This is a genomic window from Roseixanthobacter psychrophilus (genome assembly GCF_043195195.1).
Lineage (GTDB): Bacteria > Pseudomonadota > Alphaproteobacteria > Rhizobiales > Xanthobacteraceae > NCEH01.
Genome location: NZ_JBAFWT010000029.1, coordinates 58,224 through 71,854, shown reverse-complemented (window position 1 = coordinate 71,854; position 13,631 = coordinate 58,224). Strand labels below are relative to the sequence as shown.

The 13,631-nt window shown below is 65.5% G+C and carries 15 protein-coding genes; 4 read left to right on the top strand and 11 right to left on the bottom strand.

The window, feature by feature from the left end; translation table 11 throughout:
- Positions 1-104 precede the first annotated feature (104 nt).
- Both V5F77_RS21020 and V5F77_RS21015 read left to right on the top strand, forming a co-directional pair.
- Positions 105-617: a helix-turn-helix domain-containing protein gene (locus V5F77_RS21020; RefSeq protein WP_429007300.1), complete on the top strand. Its 513-nt coding sequence runs from the start codon at positions 105-107 to the stop codon at positions 615-617.
- A gap of 273 nt (positions 618-890) precedes the next feature.
- Positions 891-1,373 (top strand): hypothetical protein, encoded by a 483-nt coding sequence (locus V5F77_RS21015; RefSeq protein ID WP_429007299.1) that lies wholly within the window; start codon positions 891-893, stop codon positions 1,371-1,373.
- A gap of 349 nt (positions 1,374-1,722) precedes the next feature.
- Here the strand turns inward: V5F77_RS21015 and glpD are convergent, their stop codons facing one another.
- The 5 genes from glpD to V5F77_RS20990 all read right to left on the bottom strand — a co-directional run bounded on the left by glpD (position 1,723) and on the right by V5F77_RS20990 (position 5,573).
- Entirely contained in the window at positions 1,723-3,246 is a 1,524-nt protein-coding gene (gene glpD, locus V5F77_RS21010) for a glycerol-3-phosphate dehydrogenase (RefSeq protein WP_429007298.1), read from the bottom strand.
- Positions 3,247-3,689: 443 nt separating this feature from the next.
- Complete coding sequence (locus tag V5F77_RS21005; RefSeq protein WP_429007297.1) at positions 3,690-3,875, bottom strand: hypothetical protein; 186 nt, start codon at positions 3,873-3,875, stop codon at positions 3,690-3,692.
- Between the two features lie 62 nt (positions 3,876-3,937).
- Positions 3,938-4,333 (bottom strand): hypothetical protein, encoded by a 396-nt coding sequence (locus tag V5F77_RS21000; protein WP_429007296.1) that lies wholly within the window; start codon positions 4,331-4,333, stop codon positions 3,938-3,940.
- A complete protein-coding gene (locus tag V5F77_RS20995; RefSeq protein ID WP_429007295.1) occupies positions 4,330-5,121 on the bottom strand; it encodes a sterol desaturase family protein in 792 nt (263 codons plus the stop codon). Before V5F77_RS20995 ends, V5F77_RS21000 begins: the two co-directional genes overlap by 4 nt.
- Positions 5,122-5,276: 155 nt before the next feature.
- On the bottom strand, positions 5,277-5,573 hold the full coding sequence (locus tag V5F77_RS20990) for a DUF6166 domain-containing protein (protein WP_429007294.1): 297 nt from the start codon (positions 5,571-5,573) through the stop codon (positions 5,277-5,279).
- A gap of 123 nt (positions 5,574-5,696) precedes the next feature.
- Between V5F77_RS20990 and V5F77_RS20985 the strand changes: the two genes are divergently transcribed.
- Entirely contained in the window at positions 5,697-6,350 is a 654-nt protein-coding gene (locus tag V5F77_RS20985; RefSeq protein ID WP_429007293.1) for an antibiotic biosynthesis monooxygenase family protein, read from the top strand.
- 454 nt (positions 6,351-6,804) lie between these two features.
- On the opposite strand, the gene V5F77_RS20980 is transcribed toward V5F77_RS20985, so the two are convergent.
- From V5F77_RS20980 to V5F77_RS20955, 6 genes are read right to left on the bottom strand one after another with little or no spacing between them, the layout of a single operon-like run.
- Complete coding sequence (locus tag V5F77_RS20980; RefSeq protein ID WP_429007292.1) at positions 6,805-7,932, bottom strand: Zn-dependent alcohol dehydrogenase; 1,128 nt, start codon at positions 7,930-7,932, stop codon at positions 6,805-6,807.
- On the bottom strand, positions 7,932-8,654 hold the full coding sequence (locus V5F77_RS20975) for an ABC transporter ATP-binding protein (protein WP_429007291.1): 723 nt from the start codon (positions 8,652-8,654) through the stop codon (positions 7,932-7,934). Before V5F77_RS20975 ends, V5F77_RS20980 begins: the two co-directional genes overlap by 1 nt.
- Positions 8,648-9,454 carry an ABC transporter ATP-binding protein gene (locus V5F77_RS20970; RefSeq protein WP_429007290.1) on the bottom strand — a complete coding sequence of 269 codons (807 nt, stop codon included), beginning with the start codon at positions 9,452-9,454 and terminating at the stop codon, positions 8,648-8,650. The genes V5F77_RS20975 and V5F77_RS20970 overlap by 7 nt, the downstream gene beginning before the upstream one ends.
- A 3-nt stretch (positions 9,455-9,457) precedes the next feature.
- The gene (locus tag V5F77_RS20965) at positions 9,458-10,471 is read right to left on the bottom strand and encodes a branched-chain amino acid ABC transporter permease (protein ID WP_429007289.1); all 1,014 of its coding nucleotides are present in this window, start codon (positions 10,469-10,471) and stop codon (positions 9,458-9,460) included.
- Positions 10,468-11,349 (bottom strand): branched-chain amino acid ABC transporter permease, encoded by an 882-nt coding sequence (locus tag V5F77_RS20960; RefSeq protein WP_429007288.1) that lies wholly within the window; start codon positions 11,347-11,349, stop codon positions 10,468-10,470. Before V5F77_RS20960 ends, V5F77_RS20965 begins: the two co-directional genes overlap by 4 nt.
- A 15-nt stretch (positions 11,350-11,364) precedes the next feature.
- Complete coding sequence (locus V5F77_RS20955; RefSeq protein WP_429007287.1) at positions 11,365-12,639, bottom strand: ABC transporter substrate-binding protein; 1,275 nt, start codon at positions 12,637-12,639, stop codon at positions 11,365-11,367.
- 303 nt (positions 12,640-12,942) lie between these two features.
- Here V5F77_RS20955 and V5F77_RS20950 point away from each other — a divergent pair, with 303 nt between their 5' ends.
- The gene (locus tag V5F77_RS20950; RefSeq protein WP_429007304.1) at positions 12,943-13,611 is read left to right on the top strand and encodes a GntR family transcriptional regulator; all 669 of its coding nucleotides are present in this window, start codon (positions 12,943-12,945) and stop codon (positions 13,609-13,611) included.
- Positions 13,612-13,631: the final 20 nt, after the last annotated feature.

Below are 13,631 nucleotides of genomic sequence, written 5' to 3'. Positions count from 1 at the left end.
AACACGATGAACACTTTTCGGGTTATTCGCAAGCTAGAAAATCCGTTTTCGGTTTGTGTGGCGCATGCGCCTGCCGGCGCGGCGAATAATCTGTGTGAAAACAAGTGATTAGGATAACTGATAACGACGGACCCGACGACGCAGCCGAGTTATCAGAACTCGTGATAAACCGAAAACAGTTTGCAGTACGCCTGAGAGACCTGAAGGCGGGTCAAAGCGAGGCTGAATTCGCAAAGTCGATCGGGGTGAGCCAGACGGCCGTTAACCAGTACCTGAACGCGAAACAGGACCCTAAAAGCCCTGTGCTCGCTAGGATCTCGACTCGATATGGGGTCTCTCTCGACTGGCTGGTGTTCGGCGGCGTCGCAGCGGGAAGTCAGAAGGGCGAGGCCGCATCACCCTCACCGCGCCCAGCTGCGCCTCTTGATGTCGATCTGCTAAAGCAGGCTCTGACTTTGGTCGATGAGTGGTTGGCCAAAAATCGACGGGCCATGCCGCCTTCGAAGAAGGCGGAAGTGGTTTCAATGATTTACCAATTTGCCATCGAAGACCAAGCTCTTGGTAAAGAGCCAATTGACACCCACCGAGTTGCGCAGTTCCTTCGGTTAGTTGCCTGATGGCAACTACGCGCGGGGGGATTGTATGGACAGTGACGGGAGGGACCGAATTTCACAAATTCGGGAGGCATTGCTATCGAACAGTCGGCCTCAGGCAGATGATGACGATTTCGTGACGGGTGAAAAAGCCTGCAAAAAGATGATGAATATTGTCTTTTACGATTTTTCTGGGGCGACGTTTGAAGGATGTGTCGTCACTTTGGGGACCAAGGATCGCGATACTAGCGGCCTGGAATAGGAAAGTGGGGGCGAAACGTGCGCTTGTTGTCTCGGATGGTGTATTCAATTCTTCTTGTCGTGATGTCCGGGGCGGCAAGCGCCGGCTCCCTCGGCGGAAAAGTCGATCAATTTGCCACAATATTTAATGCTCAGGCAAAGAAGCTTGACGTTCTCGATAATGTCGCCGTGGCAAAGAGATCATGTCAGTCAGGTGTAAAACTGGCCTGCACTTATGCTGTCGCTAACGGTCTATCGATCGTCGCATCTTCATCTGAAGACAAGTCGACGCTGAATTCTCTGACGCTCATTATGACATCCAGCGAGAGCGATGCGACTTTGGCGTATGTTTTCACAATGGGTGTCATCATGTCCATATATGCGCCGGATGCCTCGGCCAGCGAGAGGGGCGTAATTCTCAAGCAGCTCGGCGCCGGATTGAAGGGGAGTACCGGCGGGACAGCGGAGCTGCACGGTATATCTTTCGCCCTCAAAGGGCTTGAGGGGATGGGGCTGACCACGGTCATAACGAGAGAGTGATGCGCGTTAAGAGGCAAATTATAGAGTCTACAGAGCAGCTTGAGCGCCGCGCCGCCGTCTGCAAGACTATGTGTCGCAAAGCGCCGATTTAGCGCCATCTGAAAGACATGGGGCGACGAAGCCAATTTTGCCCCGCCGCCCCATCAACGCCGATGAACGCTCACTTCGTCCCGCAGGATCCCGGCCAATCCCGCCTAATCCCGCCTCTGCAGATATATGTGTCTTCACTCAGGCATGGTGCCGCGAACACCCCCGTGGCCCAGACAGGTGGAGCGACACCCCCCTCCCTGACCTCCCCCGCAAGGGGGGAGGGGCGCGGAGCGTGTTGGATGTCTTCAGCGGGTAAAGGTCACGCACCTCGCCGCGCCGCCACGTACTCCTCCAATGCCGCCGCCTGCTCGGCCGATACCCGCAGGCCGAGCTTGGAGCGGCGCCAGAGGATGTCGGCGGCGCAGCGTGCCCATTCCGCGTCCATGAGATAGTCCACCTCGCGGGCGTGAAGGTTCGCGCCGAAGCATTGGCCGAGGTCGGCCGGCGCCGCCACGCCATCCAGCAGGCGATCAACACGGGTGCCATAGGCGCGGGCGAGGCGGCGCAGCAGGGCGGGGTCGAGGGCGGGATGGCGCCGCGCGAACTCCCCCACCAGGCCATCGAACCGCGTCTTTTCGAAATCGCCGCCGGGCAAGGGCGCGGTTGCGGTCCAAGCACGCGCATCGCGCACGGTGGCGGGCAGATGGGCGTGCAGCTTCTCCAAAGCACTTTCCGCGAGCCGGCGATAGGTGGTGATCTTGCCGCCGAACACGCTCAGCAAGGGCGCGGCGCCGTGCGGGGCATCGAGCACCAGCACATAGTCGCGGGTGGCTTCCTGCGCCTTGGTCGCGCCATCGTCATAGAGCGGGCGCACGCCGCTATAGCTCCACACCACGTCGCCGGGCGAGACGGCCAGGGCGAAATATTCGCTCGTCGCCGCGCACAGATAGGCGATCTCGGCCTGGCTCGCGCGCACATCCTCCGGCAAGCCGGAATAATCCTGGTCCGTGGTGCCGATCAGGGTGAAATCGCCCTCGTAGGGGATGGCGAAGATGATGCGGCCATCGGCATTCTGGAAGATGTAGCAGCGGTCATGATCGAACAGGCGCGGCACCACGATGTGGCTGCCCTGGACCAGCCGCACGTGGGCGCGTTCCTGCAGGTTCAGGGTGTCGAGCACATGGGACACCCACGGCCCGCCGGCATTCACCAGCGCCCGCGCCCGCACGGTCTCGCGCATGCCGCCGCGCTCGGCCTCGATCACCCAGAGCCCGTCCGCGCGCGCAGCGCCCACCACCCGCGTGCCCGGGCGGATGTCGGCGCCGCGCTCCTGCGCGTCGAGGGCGTTGAGCACCACGAGGCGGGAATCCTCCACCCAGCAGTCGGAATATTCGAACCCGCGGGTGAGAGTGGCCCGCAGCGGCGCGCCGGCCGGGTCGCGCTTCAGGTTCAGCATGCGCGACGGCGGCAGCAGCTTGCGACCGCCGAGATGGTCGTAGAGGAACAGGCCGAGCCGCAGCATCCAGGCCGGGCGCAGGCCGGGCAGAAAGGGCAGCACGAAGCGCAGCGGCCAGATGATGTGGGGCGCGAGGCCCCACAGGATCTCGCGCTCCATCAGCGCCTCGCGCACCAGGCGGAATTCGTAATGCTCCAGATAGCGCAGCCCGCCATGGATCAGCTTGGTGGAGGCGCAGGAGGTGCCGCAGGCGAGGTCGCCCTGTTCGAACAGCACCACGGATGCGCCGCGCCCGGCCGCATCGCGGGCGATGCCGCAGCCGTTGACGCCGCCGCCGACGACGGCAAGGTCGAAGACGGGTTCCGCGCCCTGCGCGCCAGGGGTCATGACCGGGCCGGCGCTCAGCGGGCGATGTCGCGCGTGGCGCGCCGCGTCCCGTCTGGGGCGCGCCGGCCGGGCTCTTGCCTCGCCTGCGCCGCGCAGGTGCGGGCGGTGAAGATATCGCTCATGGCGCGCTCCCGAATGGCTTCGTTCGCGGCTTTTATCATCGGCGGGCGGCTGGGGCGCCATCCCTTTTGCGGGGGGCGGGTTTTCGGCCGCCGATTGTGGCGCCGTCCGGCTGGCGCCCCTCACGAAAGCGCCTCCGGCCGCGGCGAGGCGACCGGAGGCGAAGGAATGCGGCGCGCGTCGATCAGGGCAGAACGGCGCCCGCCGCTCCGGGCCCTGCAGCGCATTCTTTCGTGCGGCGTGGACCATCGGTTCGCGTGAGGAAAATGCGCGCGGTCAATAAGGTGAGGTGGTTCACGGTCTTGGTGAAACGGCAACCCGCTCTAACGCCGGTCGATCTTCTTGCGCTCCACTTCCGGAAACACCCACATGGCGATCACCATGAAGATCCCCAGGAACGCCACCGCGTATTTTGGCGTCGTCTGCCCGAGATGGGCTTGCAAGGCATAGCCCGCAGCCGCCACAAACAGAACGATGATCGAGAGTGCGAACTTGATGTGAAAGGGCATCGCGGGTGTCCTCCGAAACTAGGGTCTGATCTTGAGGCGGCGGGTTCCGGCACATGGCCCCGTCACGCCAGCGACGCGCCGGACTGGCTCACCGCGAGCCAGATTCCGAGCCCCGCCACCTGCAGGGCCAGAAGGGCGGCCAGCCCCGGCCGCCCGTCGCGCCAGAGCGGCGGCACGGCCTCGAACGGCGCGGGGGCGAACAACATCACCAGCCCGCCCACGACGATCAGCGTGGTCAGCCGCAGTTCGCCATAGCCGAACGCCAGGGTGCCGGCGGCCAGCGCCAGCCATAGCGCGCTGTTGAGCACGATCAGGGGGAGGGCGCCTCTCTTGCGGGCGGCCTCCGGGCGGGTTTGCATGGGATACATGCCGCACAGCACGAGGAAGCCAAGGCAGGTGGCGGTCCACAGCAGGGCGAACCAGACCAGCGCCCCGACATTGGGCTCGATGGCGCTCATTCGGCGGCCACCGAACGGGAGGTGGCCTGCGGGCGCGGGGTGCGCGCGGTGCGGCGCATGTTGGTCTTCACGCGGCTGGAGTCATAGCCGTTGAAGATGTGGCCGATCAGGCCGCGATCGAGGTCCGACGTGCCGAACATCCAGTCCATGATCGGGAAGGTGAGGTTCATGTTGCGCTCCATCATGATCGACTGGTCGTGATGGGCGGTGTGGTGCCGGCGGATGGTGTTGACGAACGGCGTGTTCCGCACGAACCAGCTTTCTTCCACGTGGCAGCAGAAGTGCATGAATTCATAGACGAGATAGACCGAGGTGGTGGTGGTGATGAACAGCCAGCCGACATTGGGCGAGATCAGCCACGACAGGATCACCGCGCCCGGAATGGACATCAAGGTGAAGGTGACGAGGGCATAGGGCGGGAAGAAGGTGACGCGCCAATCGTGATGATCGGCGAAGCGCATTTCCTCCTCGGTGAAGAATTGGTGATGCATCAGCGTGTGGCGGTTATAGACCGCGCGAAACAGGGGGATGCGCGAGGGGCGGTGCATGATGTAGCGATGCAGCGCCCATTCGAAGAAATTGCAGAACAGGAACACCACGGGAACGGTGAACCATTCCCACCATTTCACCGCATGGATATTGGACCCGTACACATAAAGTGCGGTGAAGCCGATGGTGTAGATGATCAGCATGTGAAGCCAGCCATTGTACCAGCCGGTCACCCGCTCGCGATAGGTTGCGCGATATTTGCGCTGCCGGTCCGACATAACGCTCTGCGTCAGTTCCATCGGAGTGTTCCTTTTCTCGGCTGCGGGATCAGCCCTGGCGCGACCGCCGCAGAGGGTTTCTGACAAACTAATATATTAGTGACATATCAGATGCAAGAGGCGCGATGCGCCCTTGCGGCGCCTTGCTTCTCCCGATGCGGCCGAGCCTCGCGGCCTCAGGCGGCGACGGCCATCAGCGCGGCATCCACGTCGGCCGAGGTCATCTCCCATTCGTTGGCGAAATTGGCGACAACCTCGCGCATGAAGCGCGTGTGGAGCGCCAGGGCGCGCTTGGGATCGCCGAGATGGTCGGCGAGGATGGCGAGCGCGAGCTGGGACGGCGCCTCGCCCTCATAGCTCCATTCGAAACCGTCCCGGCTGAGAACCGCGATGTCCTCGCGCGTTGGCAGGGGCGCATCGTCCACGGTAACGTGCACGCCGTCGATGGTTCGGTCCCCACGGTATGTTTTCATTGGTGTATCCGCTGGATGCAAGTGATATCGAACTGATATGTTATAGACTCATCAGGGCCGCCGCAAGGTGCGGACCCCTTGTCGAACCACAGCAAAGGCGCGATTGCGCACGGGGCAGACAGCATGTTCGCGGTGATTTTCGAAGTCCGGCCCCGGGCCGACCAATGGGAAGCCTATCTCGCCCTGGCGCAGGAGTTGCGGCCGCGCCTCATCGAGATGGACGGCTTCCTTTCGGTGGAGCGGTTTTCCGCGCGCCGCACCCCCGGCCTGCTGCTCTCCTTCTCCCTGTGGCGGGATGAAAAAGCGCTGGTGCGCTGGCGCACCGAGGGGCGTCACCACGCGGTGCAGGAACTGGGGCGCACCAAGACCTTCGAGGATTATCACCTGCGCATCGGCGAGGCGGTGAGCGACAGCGCGCACGACACGCCGCTGACGCAGCAGCGCTTCGATGCGACGCAGGTGGGCAGCGCCAAGAGCGTCGGCATCCTGGAGGTGGCGCGCATCGCCTCCGCCGGGGCATTCCTCGGGGAGGATGCGCTGTCCGGATTGCTCGCCGGTTCCGGCATCGACCTTGCGGACTGCGAAATCTACGACAGTATCTACGCGCCCGGCAAAAGCCTGCTGCTGTTCCCGCTGGAAGAGGCCGCGCCGCTTCCCTCCTGGACGCCGGCGGAGGGGGAGGAGCGCCACGCCCTGCGGGTCCGCATCATCCGCGACTACGGCATGTTCGATCGCCGCGAGGCCCCGCAATATTATCCCGACGCGTCCGCAGGCTGAGAAGCGTTTCCCGGCCCAGCGACGGCGCGCCGGAGCGCCGAGCCGGGATCCAGCGGAGAAGGCGGCGCAGCCGGCGAACGCGCCGCGCGCCTTTGGGGTGAAGCGCCGCGCGCATTTCGGGTGAAGCACGCGCATCTGGATTGAAGCGCCTGCGGCGGATTTTTGCGCTGGGTCCCGGCTCGCGTTCCGCGCCGCTGGCGCTGCACTTGGCCGGGACGCGGGAGGGGGCCGCCGCAATATTATCCAGATGCGTCCCGCAGGCTGAGATGCGTTTCCCGGCCCAGCGACGGCGTGCCGGAGCGCAGAGCCGGGATCCAGGGAAGAAGGCGGCGCAGCCGTCAAACGCGTCGCGCGCATTTCGGGTGAAGCGCCTGCGGCGGTGTTTTGTGCTGGGTCCCGGCTCGCGCTCCGCGCCTGCGGCGCTGCGCTTGGCGGGGACGCGGAGGGGGCCCTTCTACATCTCGATCACGCTGCGGATGGTCTCGCCGCGCTTCAATGCGGCGAAGCCTTCGTTGATGTCGCCGAGCGCGATGCGGCGGGAGATCAGGCCCTTGAGATCGAGCCGCCCGTCCAGCGCGGCGCGGGCGAGGAAGGGGAAATCGCTGTGCGGCCGCGCGCCGCCATAGGAGGAGCGGCGGATGCGCTTTTCCCCCATCAGGGAGCCCCAGCGGAACGACACGTCGTTCGCCACATCGATCTTGCCCAGCCAGATCACCTCGCCGCCCGGCCGCACCGCCTCCAGCGTGGTGCGGAAGGCGACCGGTGCTCCGGCGGATTCCAGCACCACGTCGGCGCCGCGTCCGTTGGTGAGGGTTTTCGCGGCTTCCACCACGTCGCCGGTGCGGGCGTTGACGCCATGGGTGGCGCCCATGCTTTTGGCGAGCGCGAGCTTCTCGTCGCTGATGTCGGCGGCGAGGATCTGTTCCGCCCCCGCGAGCCGGGCGCCCTGCACGGCCGCGAGCCCCACCGCGCCGCAGCCGAGCACCAGCACCGTGTCGCGCGGGTGGATGTGGGCGACGTTCAATGCCGCGCCGACCCCGGTCATCACCCCGCAGCCGATCAGGCACGCTTCATCGAACGGCAGGTCGGGCGGCACCGTGATCGCCTGCTGGTCCGGCACGATGCAATAGTCGCCGAACGCGCCGAGGAACATGAGCGCGCCCAGCTCCCGTCCATCGGCGAGATGCGCCTTGGCGCTGCCGTCGAAGGCGCGGGCTTTCGGCCCCTCGGCGAGATAGCTCTCGCACAGGATCGGCAGCGAACGGTCGCAATAGAAGCAGGTGCCGCACCAGGGATTCCAGGAGAGCACCACATGGTCGCCCACCTTCACCCCTTGCGCCTCTCGCCCCACCGCCGCGACGATGCCGGCGGCCTCGTGGCCGAGCACCAAAGGCGGGGGATAGCGCAGGCCGCCCTCGATCACCTCTAGGTCGGTGTGGCACAGGCCGGCGGCTTTCACCCGCACCAGCACGTCGCGGGGCGCTAGGGCGCGGGCCTCGACGGTTTCGATGGTGAGCGGCGCATGGGGCGCGTGGAGAACCGCCGCGCGATAGCGCAGCGGGAAGGTCAGGGAAGGGGACATCAGCCGTGTTCCAGCTCCACTTCGCCGGCGATCACCCGCATCACGTCCTTGTCGCGGTGGGCAGCCGCCACCGAGCCGGAGAAGATCAGCTCGCCGCGTTCGATCACATAGAGCCGGTCCACGTCTTCCGGCAGATGGTGGACGTTGGATTCCGCCATCAGCACCGCCTGCCCCATGGCGCGAATGGCCGCGATGCCGGCGCCGATGACCGGGATGATGGCGGGGGAGAGCCCCTCGAACGGCTCGTCCAGCAGCAGCAGCTTGGGATCGAGCGCGAGGGCGCGGGCGACCGACACCATCTTGCGCTCGCCGCCCGACAATTGCATGCCGCCGCGATGCAGATATTGCCGCAGCTTGGGGAAGACGGTCAGTGCCCGCTCGATGCGCGCTTCGCTGCCGTCGCCGCCGGGACGGGTCCAGGTGGGCAAGGCGATGTTCTCGGCCACCGTGAGATCGCCGAACACTTCGGATTCTTCCGGTGAGAAGCCGATGCCCATTTGGGCGATCTTGAACGTGGGCAGGCGCGTCAGCTCCTGGCCCAGGAACGTGATGGAGCCCGCCACCGGCCGGCGATAGCCCATGATCGAGCGCAGGGTCGTGGTCTTCCCCGCGCCGTTGCGGCCGATCAGGCAGACCAATTCGCCCGGCGCCACGGTGAGGTCGATGCCATTGAGGATGCGGCTGCCGCCGATATCCACCTTCAGCCCGGACACGGTCAGCATGGGCGGGCCCCCTCGGCAACAGCGGTGGTTTTATGGGCGACGGTGGGCGGGCGCGTGCCCACCACCGCGGCGATCAGCGCCGGGTCGCGGAAGAAGGTGGCCGGCGGCTCGTTCGCCAGCACGGCACCGCCCTGGAGCGCGATGATGCGGTCGGAATAGCGGGCCACCAGGTCCATGTCGTGCTCCACCTGGATAATCCCCCGCACGCCGGCCTTGCGCGCCGCGCTGACCAGCAGTTCCATGATGGAATGCTTGTCGCCGGTAGAGACGCCGGAGGTGGGCTCGTCGATCAGGATCAATTGCGGCTTGAGGGCGAAGGCGCTCGCCACATCCAGCAGTTTCTTCTCGCCCTGGGAGAGCGCGCTGGCCGGCTGGTCGAGCCGGTGGCGCAGGTTGAAGATGTCCGCCACCTCCTCCACGTCGGCGCGCACCTCGCGGTCGCGGGTCAGCGAACGGAACGGGTTGCGCGCCCGTTTCAGGCGCGAGGCGGCGGCCACCGCCAAGGTCTCGCGCACCGTGAGGGCGGGGAAGATGTTCACCAGCTGGAACCCCCGCGCCATGCCGCGCCGGGCCAGTTCCACCGGGCCGATGCCGGCGATGTTGGCGCCGTGGAAATGCACATGGCCGGAGGAGGGCTTCAAAAGCCCGGTGAGCACATGCACCAGCGTGCTCTTGCCGGCCCCGTTGGGGCCGACGATGGAGATGAATTCCCCGTCCGAAATGGAGAGGGAAACGTCGCGCAGCGCCTGGAACGCGCCGTAGCTCTTGGAAACGCCGTGGGCGGCGAGAAGGGCGGCCATGGGTCAGTTCCCCTTCCTGAAGCGGGCGACCACATCGCCGGCAATGCCCGCGATGCCACGCGGAAAGAAGATCACCAGCAGCACCAAGATCGCGCCCATGACGAAGCGCCAATATTGGGTCGCCGCCATTACGGTGTCCTGAAGCAGCACGAAGGCGAGGCCGCCGATGACCGGCCCGACGAACGAGCCCGAGCCACCCAGCACCGCCATGAAGACGAGGTTGCCGGACTGGGTCCAATAGACGATCTCCGGGTCGGCAAGGCCGATGGACACCGCCAGGATCGCCCCGCCGACCGCGCCATAGACGGCGGAGACGATGAAGGCGGCAAGGCGGGTACGGGAGACCTGCACGCCGAGATAGGAGGCCTTCTGCGCATTCTCGCGGATCGCCTGCAGGTGCAGGCCGAACGGCGAACGCACGATGCGCCACATGATGAAGCCAAGCACCGCCAGCAAGGCGAGGGCGTAATAATAGAACGGCCCCGTCAGATAGGCGGTCTTGCCGCCCTCGATGTCCATGCCGAACAACAAAGGTCGCACCACCCGCATGCCCTGGTCGCCGCCGGTGAGGCCATAGAATTTGAACAGGATGGAATGGAACAGCATGCCGAACGCCAAGGTCAGCATGCCGAAGAAGATGCGGGTGTAGCGCACGCACAGATAGCCCACCGGCAAGGCGATGAGCGCCGACACCGCGATTGCGGCGAGCAGCACCAGCTCGAATGAGCGCACGCCGAACTTGCTGGTCAGCACCGCCGTGGCATAGGCGCCGACGCCGAGGAACATGGCGTGGCCGAACGACAGCAGCCCGGTGTAGCCGAACAACAGGTTGAAGCCGAGCAGAGCGATGGCGAAGCCGAAGAACGGCACCATCAAGGTGAGGGTATAGGTGGAGGCGATGAGCGGCAGCGCCGCCATGGCCACCACGATCACCAGCAGCGCCCACAGGCCCTTGGGGCGGGAGAGGGGCGGGGCGGCGGGGGAGGCCACCGCGCGAACCGAAGTCTCAATTCTCACGCGACAGCCCTCCCGAAAAGCCCGGCCGGACGCAGGATCAGCACCGCGATGACGACCACATAGATGGATAGGATTTCCGCTTCCGGCAGGACCATGATGGCGGCCGCGCGGATCAGCCCGACGATGAGCGCGCCGGCGAGCGCGCCGCGCATGGAGCCGAGGCCGCCGATGACCACCACGGCGAACGCTTCCACCACCAGTTCCACCGCCATGTCGAGCGAGGAGGCGGACGCCGGCACCACCAGCGCCCCGCCCACCGTGCCGAGCATGCAGCCGACGGTGAAGACGGCGGCGAAGATGCGGTTGGAATCCACGCCCATGGCTTCCGTCATGTTCCGGTTTTCCGCCGTGGCGCGGATGATGCGGCCCATGCGGGTGCGCTGGAGGAACAGGCCGAGGCCGAGCGCGATGGCGATGCTGGCGGCGATCACCAGCAGATTATAGGTCGGCACCTGCACGCCCAGGAATTCGGCGGTGCCATAGACCAGATAGGCATTGTCCAAGGTGCGCGGCGTCGCACCCCAGAAGAAGCGAAAGACGTCCTGAAACATCAGCAGGAAGCCGAAGGTGATCAGCAGCTGGTAACTTTCATCCCGATTGTAGATCGTGCGCAGTACCCGTTCCACCGGCAGGCCGACCAGGCCGATGGCGAGACCGGCGAGGATCAGCACCGGCAGGACCAGCAGGCTTGGCACGCCGAGCTGGGCGGCAAATCCCACCGCCGTGATGCCGAAATAGGCCCCGAGCGCATAGAAGGAGCCGCAGGCGAGATTGACGATTTTCTGCACGCCGAACACGAGCTGCAGACCCGCCGCGACGAGGAAAAGAATGGCGGCGTGAAACACGCCGCCGAGAAGCACGTCGATGAAGACCGTCATGTTTCGGGCGCCCCCTCAGACCGGTAGCTTGGAGGTCTTGATCCAGTCCCAGAAATCCACGCCCGGCGGCTTCTGGAGCTGGTCGGCGGTGAAGCTGTCGACGGTCGAGAGGGTGGGGAAGTCGTAGGAATTCTTGTTGGTGGAAAGCCCCTGGTAGAAGGTCTGCTCGGCGATCTTGTCCTTGCGGAACTGGCCCGGCCCGCCGAGGCTCTGCACCTTCTGCTCGGGGATGGAGGCGATGATTTCGTCGAGCTTGGGCCAGCGGCCGGTGGCCTTGTTGGCGGCTTCCACGCCGGCCTTGTAGGCGGCGAGGGCGAAATAGGCCCGGTCCGCCTCCCAATGGGGAGCTTCCTTGTAGCGGCCCATGTAATCGTCCACGAACGCCTTCTGGAGCGGCGAGGCGGTGGGCAGCGCGAAATACAGTGTATTGTGCCCGAACACCACATTCTCGGGCATGAATTCCTTCTTCAACTGGTTGATCTGCCAGCCGGCGGCGGGCAGGGCGATGTTGACGCCCTCGAACAGGCCGGCGGCCGAGCCCTGCTTCATGAACACCGGCAGATCGGCGAACAGCATGGAGGAGAAGATGAAGTCGGGCTTCGCCGCCTTCAGTGCGGCGACATGGGAGGTGAGATCCATGGTGCCGACCTTGGGCCATTGCTCGGCCACCACCTCCACCTCGATGCCGGCGCGGGCGAGGATCTGGCGGAACGCTTCCCAATTGTTACGGCCGTAGGAATAGTCCGGGTTGATGCCGGCGATACGCTTGATCTTGCCCTTGAAATATTTGATCGCGAGCAGCGAGGCCATGACCGCCTCACACTCATTGTCGGTAGAGCGGAAGACATAGTTGGATTTCGGCATCGCCTCCTTCACGCCGTCCTGGGTGGTGCCGTCCCACATGATCAGGAGCGCCTGCTCCTCTTCCGCCGTGGGCGCGACGCCGAGGCTGACGCCGGTGGAAATGAGCCCCTGCACGCAATCCACCTTCTCCTGCAGCACCAAGCGGCGGAAGCGCTCGATCGTGTCCTTGGGCGAGGTTTCCTCCTCGATCACCAGCTCGATCGGCCGGCCGGCGATGCCGCCGTCCTTGTTCATGCGCTCGGCAGCCCATTGCACCGCGCGGATGCCGCATTCGCCGACCGTGCCCATGGCACCGGAGCGGGGCGCAAGGATGCCGATGCGGACGGGCTTTGTCTGGGCAATGGCAGGTGCAAAAATGCCGGGAGCGGTGGCGGCAAGGCCGGCGGCCCCGATTCCGCGCATGAGCGTGCGGCGGGTGATGGTCATTTGGCGTTTCTCCCCTGCGGGCTATGCCCGTCTTTAGTTGTAACATATCATAAGTATATGACTTGAATGTCTGCAAGAGGCAATTTCCATATCGCGAATTGCGCGGGTGCCTTGACCATTGCCGGCGTCCGTGATGACACAAGGTTGGAGCATCACGGAGTTGAGTCCATGGCGAAGAAGGCGACGCATCGCACGCCCGTTTCCTCTGAGGATCGCTCCGCGGCGGCGGCACGGCCGCCGGTGCGCCGCGCGAAGCCGGCGGCGGTGCCCGAGGTCGCCGAGGATGCGTTGGAAAAGCTCGCTATGCCGGCCGTCGCCGAGGGCGAGGCGGCCGACGATACCAGCCTCACCGACCGCGCCTATCGCATGTTGGAAGAGCTGATCTCCACGCTCCAGCTCCCGCCCGGATCGGCGCTGTCGGAGCTTGCGCTGTCGCAGAGGCTCGGCATCGGCCGCACGCCCATTCGCGAGGCGCTGCAGCGCCTGGTGCGCGACGGTCTGGTGGTGGTGCTGCCGCGGCGCGGCGTGCTGGTTTCGGAAATCAATCTGCGCACCCAATTGCGCCTGCTCGAAGTGCGGCGGGTGCTGGAGCGGCTGATGGCCGGGCTGGCGGCGGAGCGCGCCACGGCGGAGGAACGGCGCGAATTCGCTGAGATCGCCGCCGCGATGCGCCGTGCCGCCGAGCAGGAGGACGACATTTCCTTCATGCGCCTGGACGGCAGCTTCAACCAATTGATCGCGCAGGCGGCTCGAAACGAGTTCGCCATGCGCTCCATGGGCCTGATGCACGGCCTCTCGCGCCGCTTCTGGTACCTGCACTACAAGCAGGTGGCAGACCTGCCGCTGGCGGCACGGCTGCATGCCGACGTGGCGGACGCCATCGCCCGGCGCGACGCCGGGGCGGCCGAAACCGCCGCGGCGCGGCTCGTGGACTATATCGAGAGCTTCGCCCGCAAGACGCTGGACGCCTGAGCGGTTCGAGGGGACGCGGC

Bases quoted from the DNA above. Each gene is read 5' to 3' on its own strand.
- V5F77_RS20980 (WP_429007292.1), bottom strand. From the start codon at position 7,932: ATGTCCCCTTCCCTGACCTTCCCGCTGCGCTATCGCGCGGCGGTTCTC.
- V5F77_RS20960 (WP_429007288.1), bottom strand. From the start codon at position 11,349: ATGACGGTCTTCATCGACGTGCTTCTCGGCGGCGTGTTTCACGCCGCC.
- V5F77_RS21000 (WP_429007296.1), bottom strand. From the start codon at position 4,333: ATGAGCGCCATCGAGCCCAATGTCGGGGCGCTGGTCTGGTTCGCCCTG.
- V5F77_RS20970 (WP_429007290.1), bottom strand. From the start codon at position 9,454: ATGGCCGCCCTTCTCGCCGCCCACGGCGTTTCCAAGAGCTACGGCGCG.
- V5F77_RS20995 (WP_429007295.1), bottom strand. From the start codon at position 5,121: ATGGAACTGACGCAGAGCGTTATGTCGGACCGGCAGCGCAAATATCGC.
- V5F77_RS21005 (WP_429007297.1), bottom strand. From the start codon at position 3,875: ATGCCCTTTCACATCAAGTTCGCACTCTCGATCATCGTTCTGTTTGTG.
- V5F77_RS20985 (WP_429007293.1), top strand. From the start codon at position 5,697: ATGTTCGCGGTGATTTTCGAAGTCCGGCCCCGGGCCGACCAATGGGAA.
- V5F77_RS20950 (WP_429007304.1), top strand. From the start codon at position 12,943: ATGCCGGCCGTCGCCGAGGGCGAGGCGGCCGACGATACCAGCCTCACC.
- glpD (WP_429007298.1), bottom strand. From the start codon at position 3,246: ATGACCCCTGGCGCGCAGGGCGCGGAACCCGTCTTCGACCTTGCCGTC.
- V5F77_RS20975 (WP_429007291.1), bottom strand. From the start codon at position 8,654: ATGCTGACCGTGTCCGGGCTGAAGGTGGATATCGGCGGCAGCCGCATC.
- V5F77_RS20990 (WP_429007294.1), bottom strand. From the start codon at position 5,573: ATGAAAACATACCGTGGGGACCGAACCATCGACGGCGTGCACGTTACC.
- V5F77_RS21015 (WP_429007299.1), top strand. From the start codon at position 891: ATGGTGTATTCAATTCTTCTTGTCGTGATGTCCGGGGCGGCAAGCGCC.
- V5F77_RS20955 (WP_429007287.1), bottom strand. From the start codon at position 12,639: ATGACCATCACCCGCCGCACGCTCATGCGCGGAATCGGGGCCGCCGGC.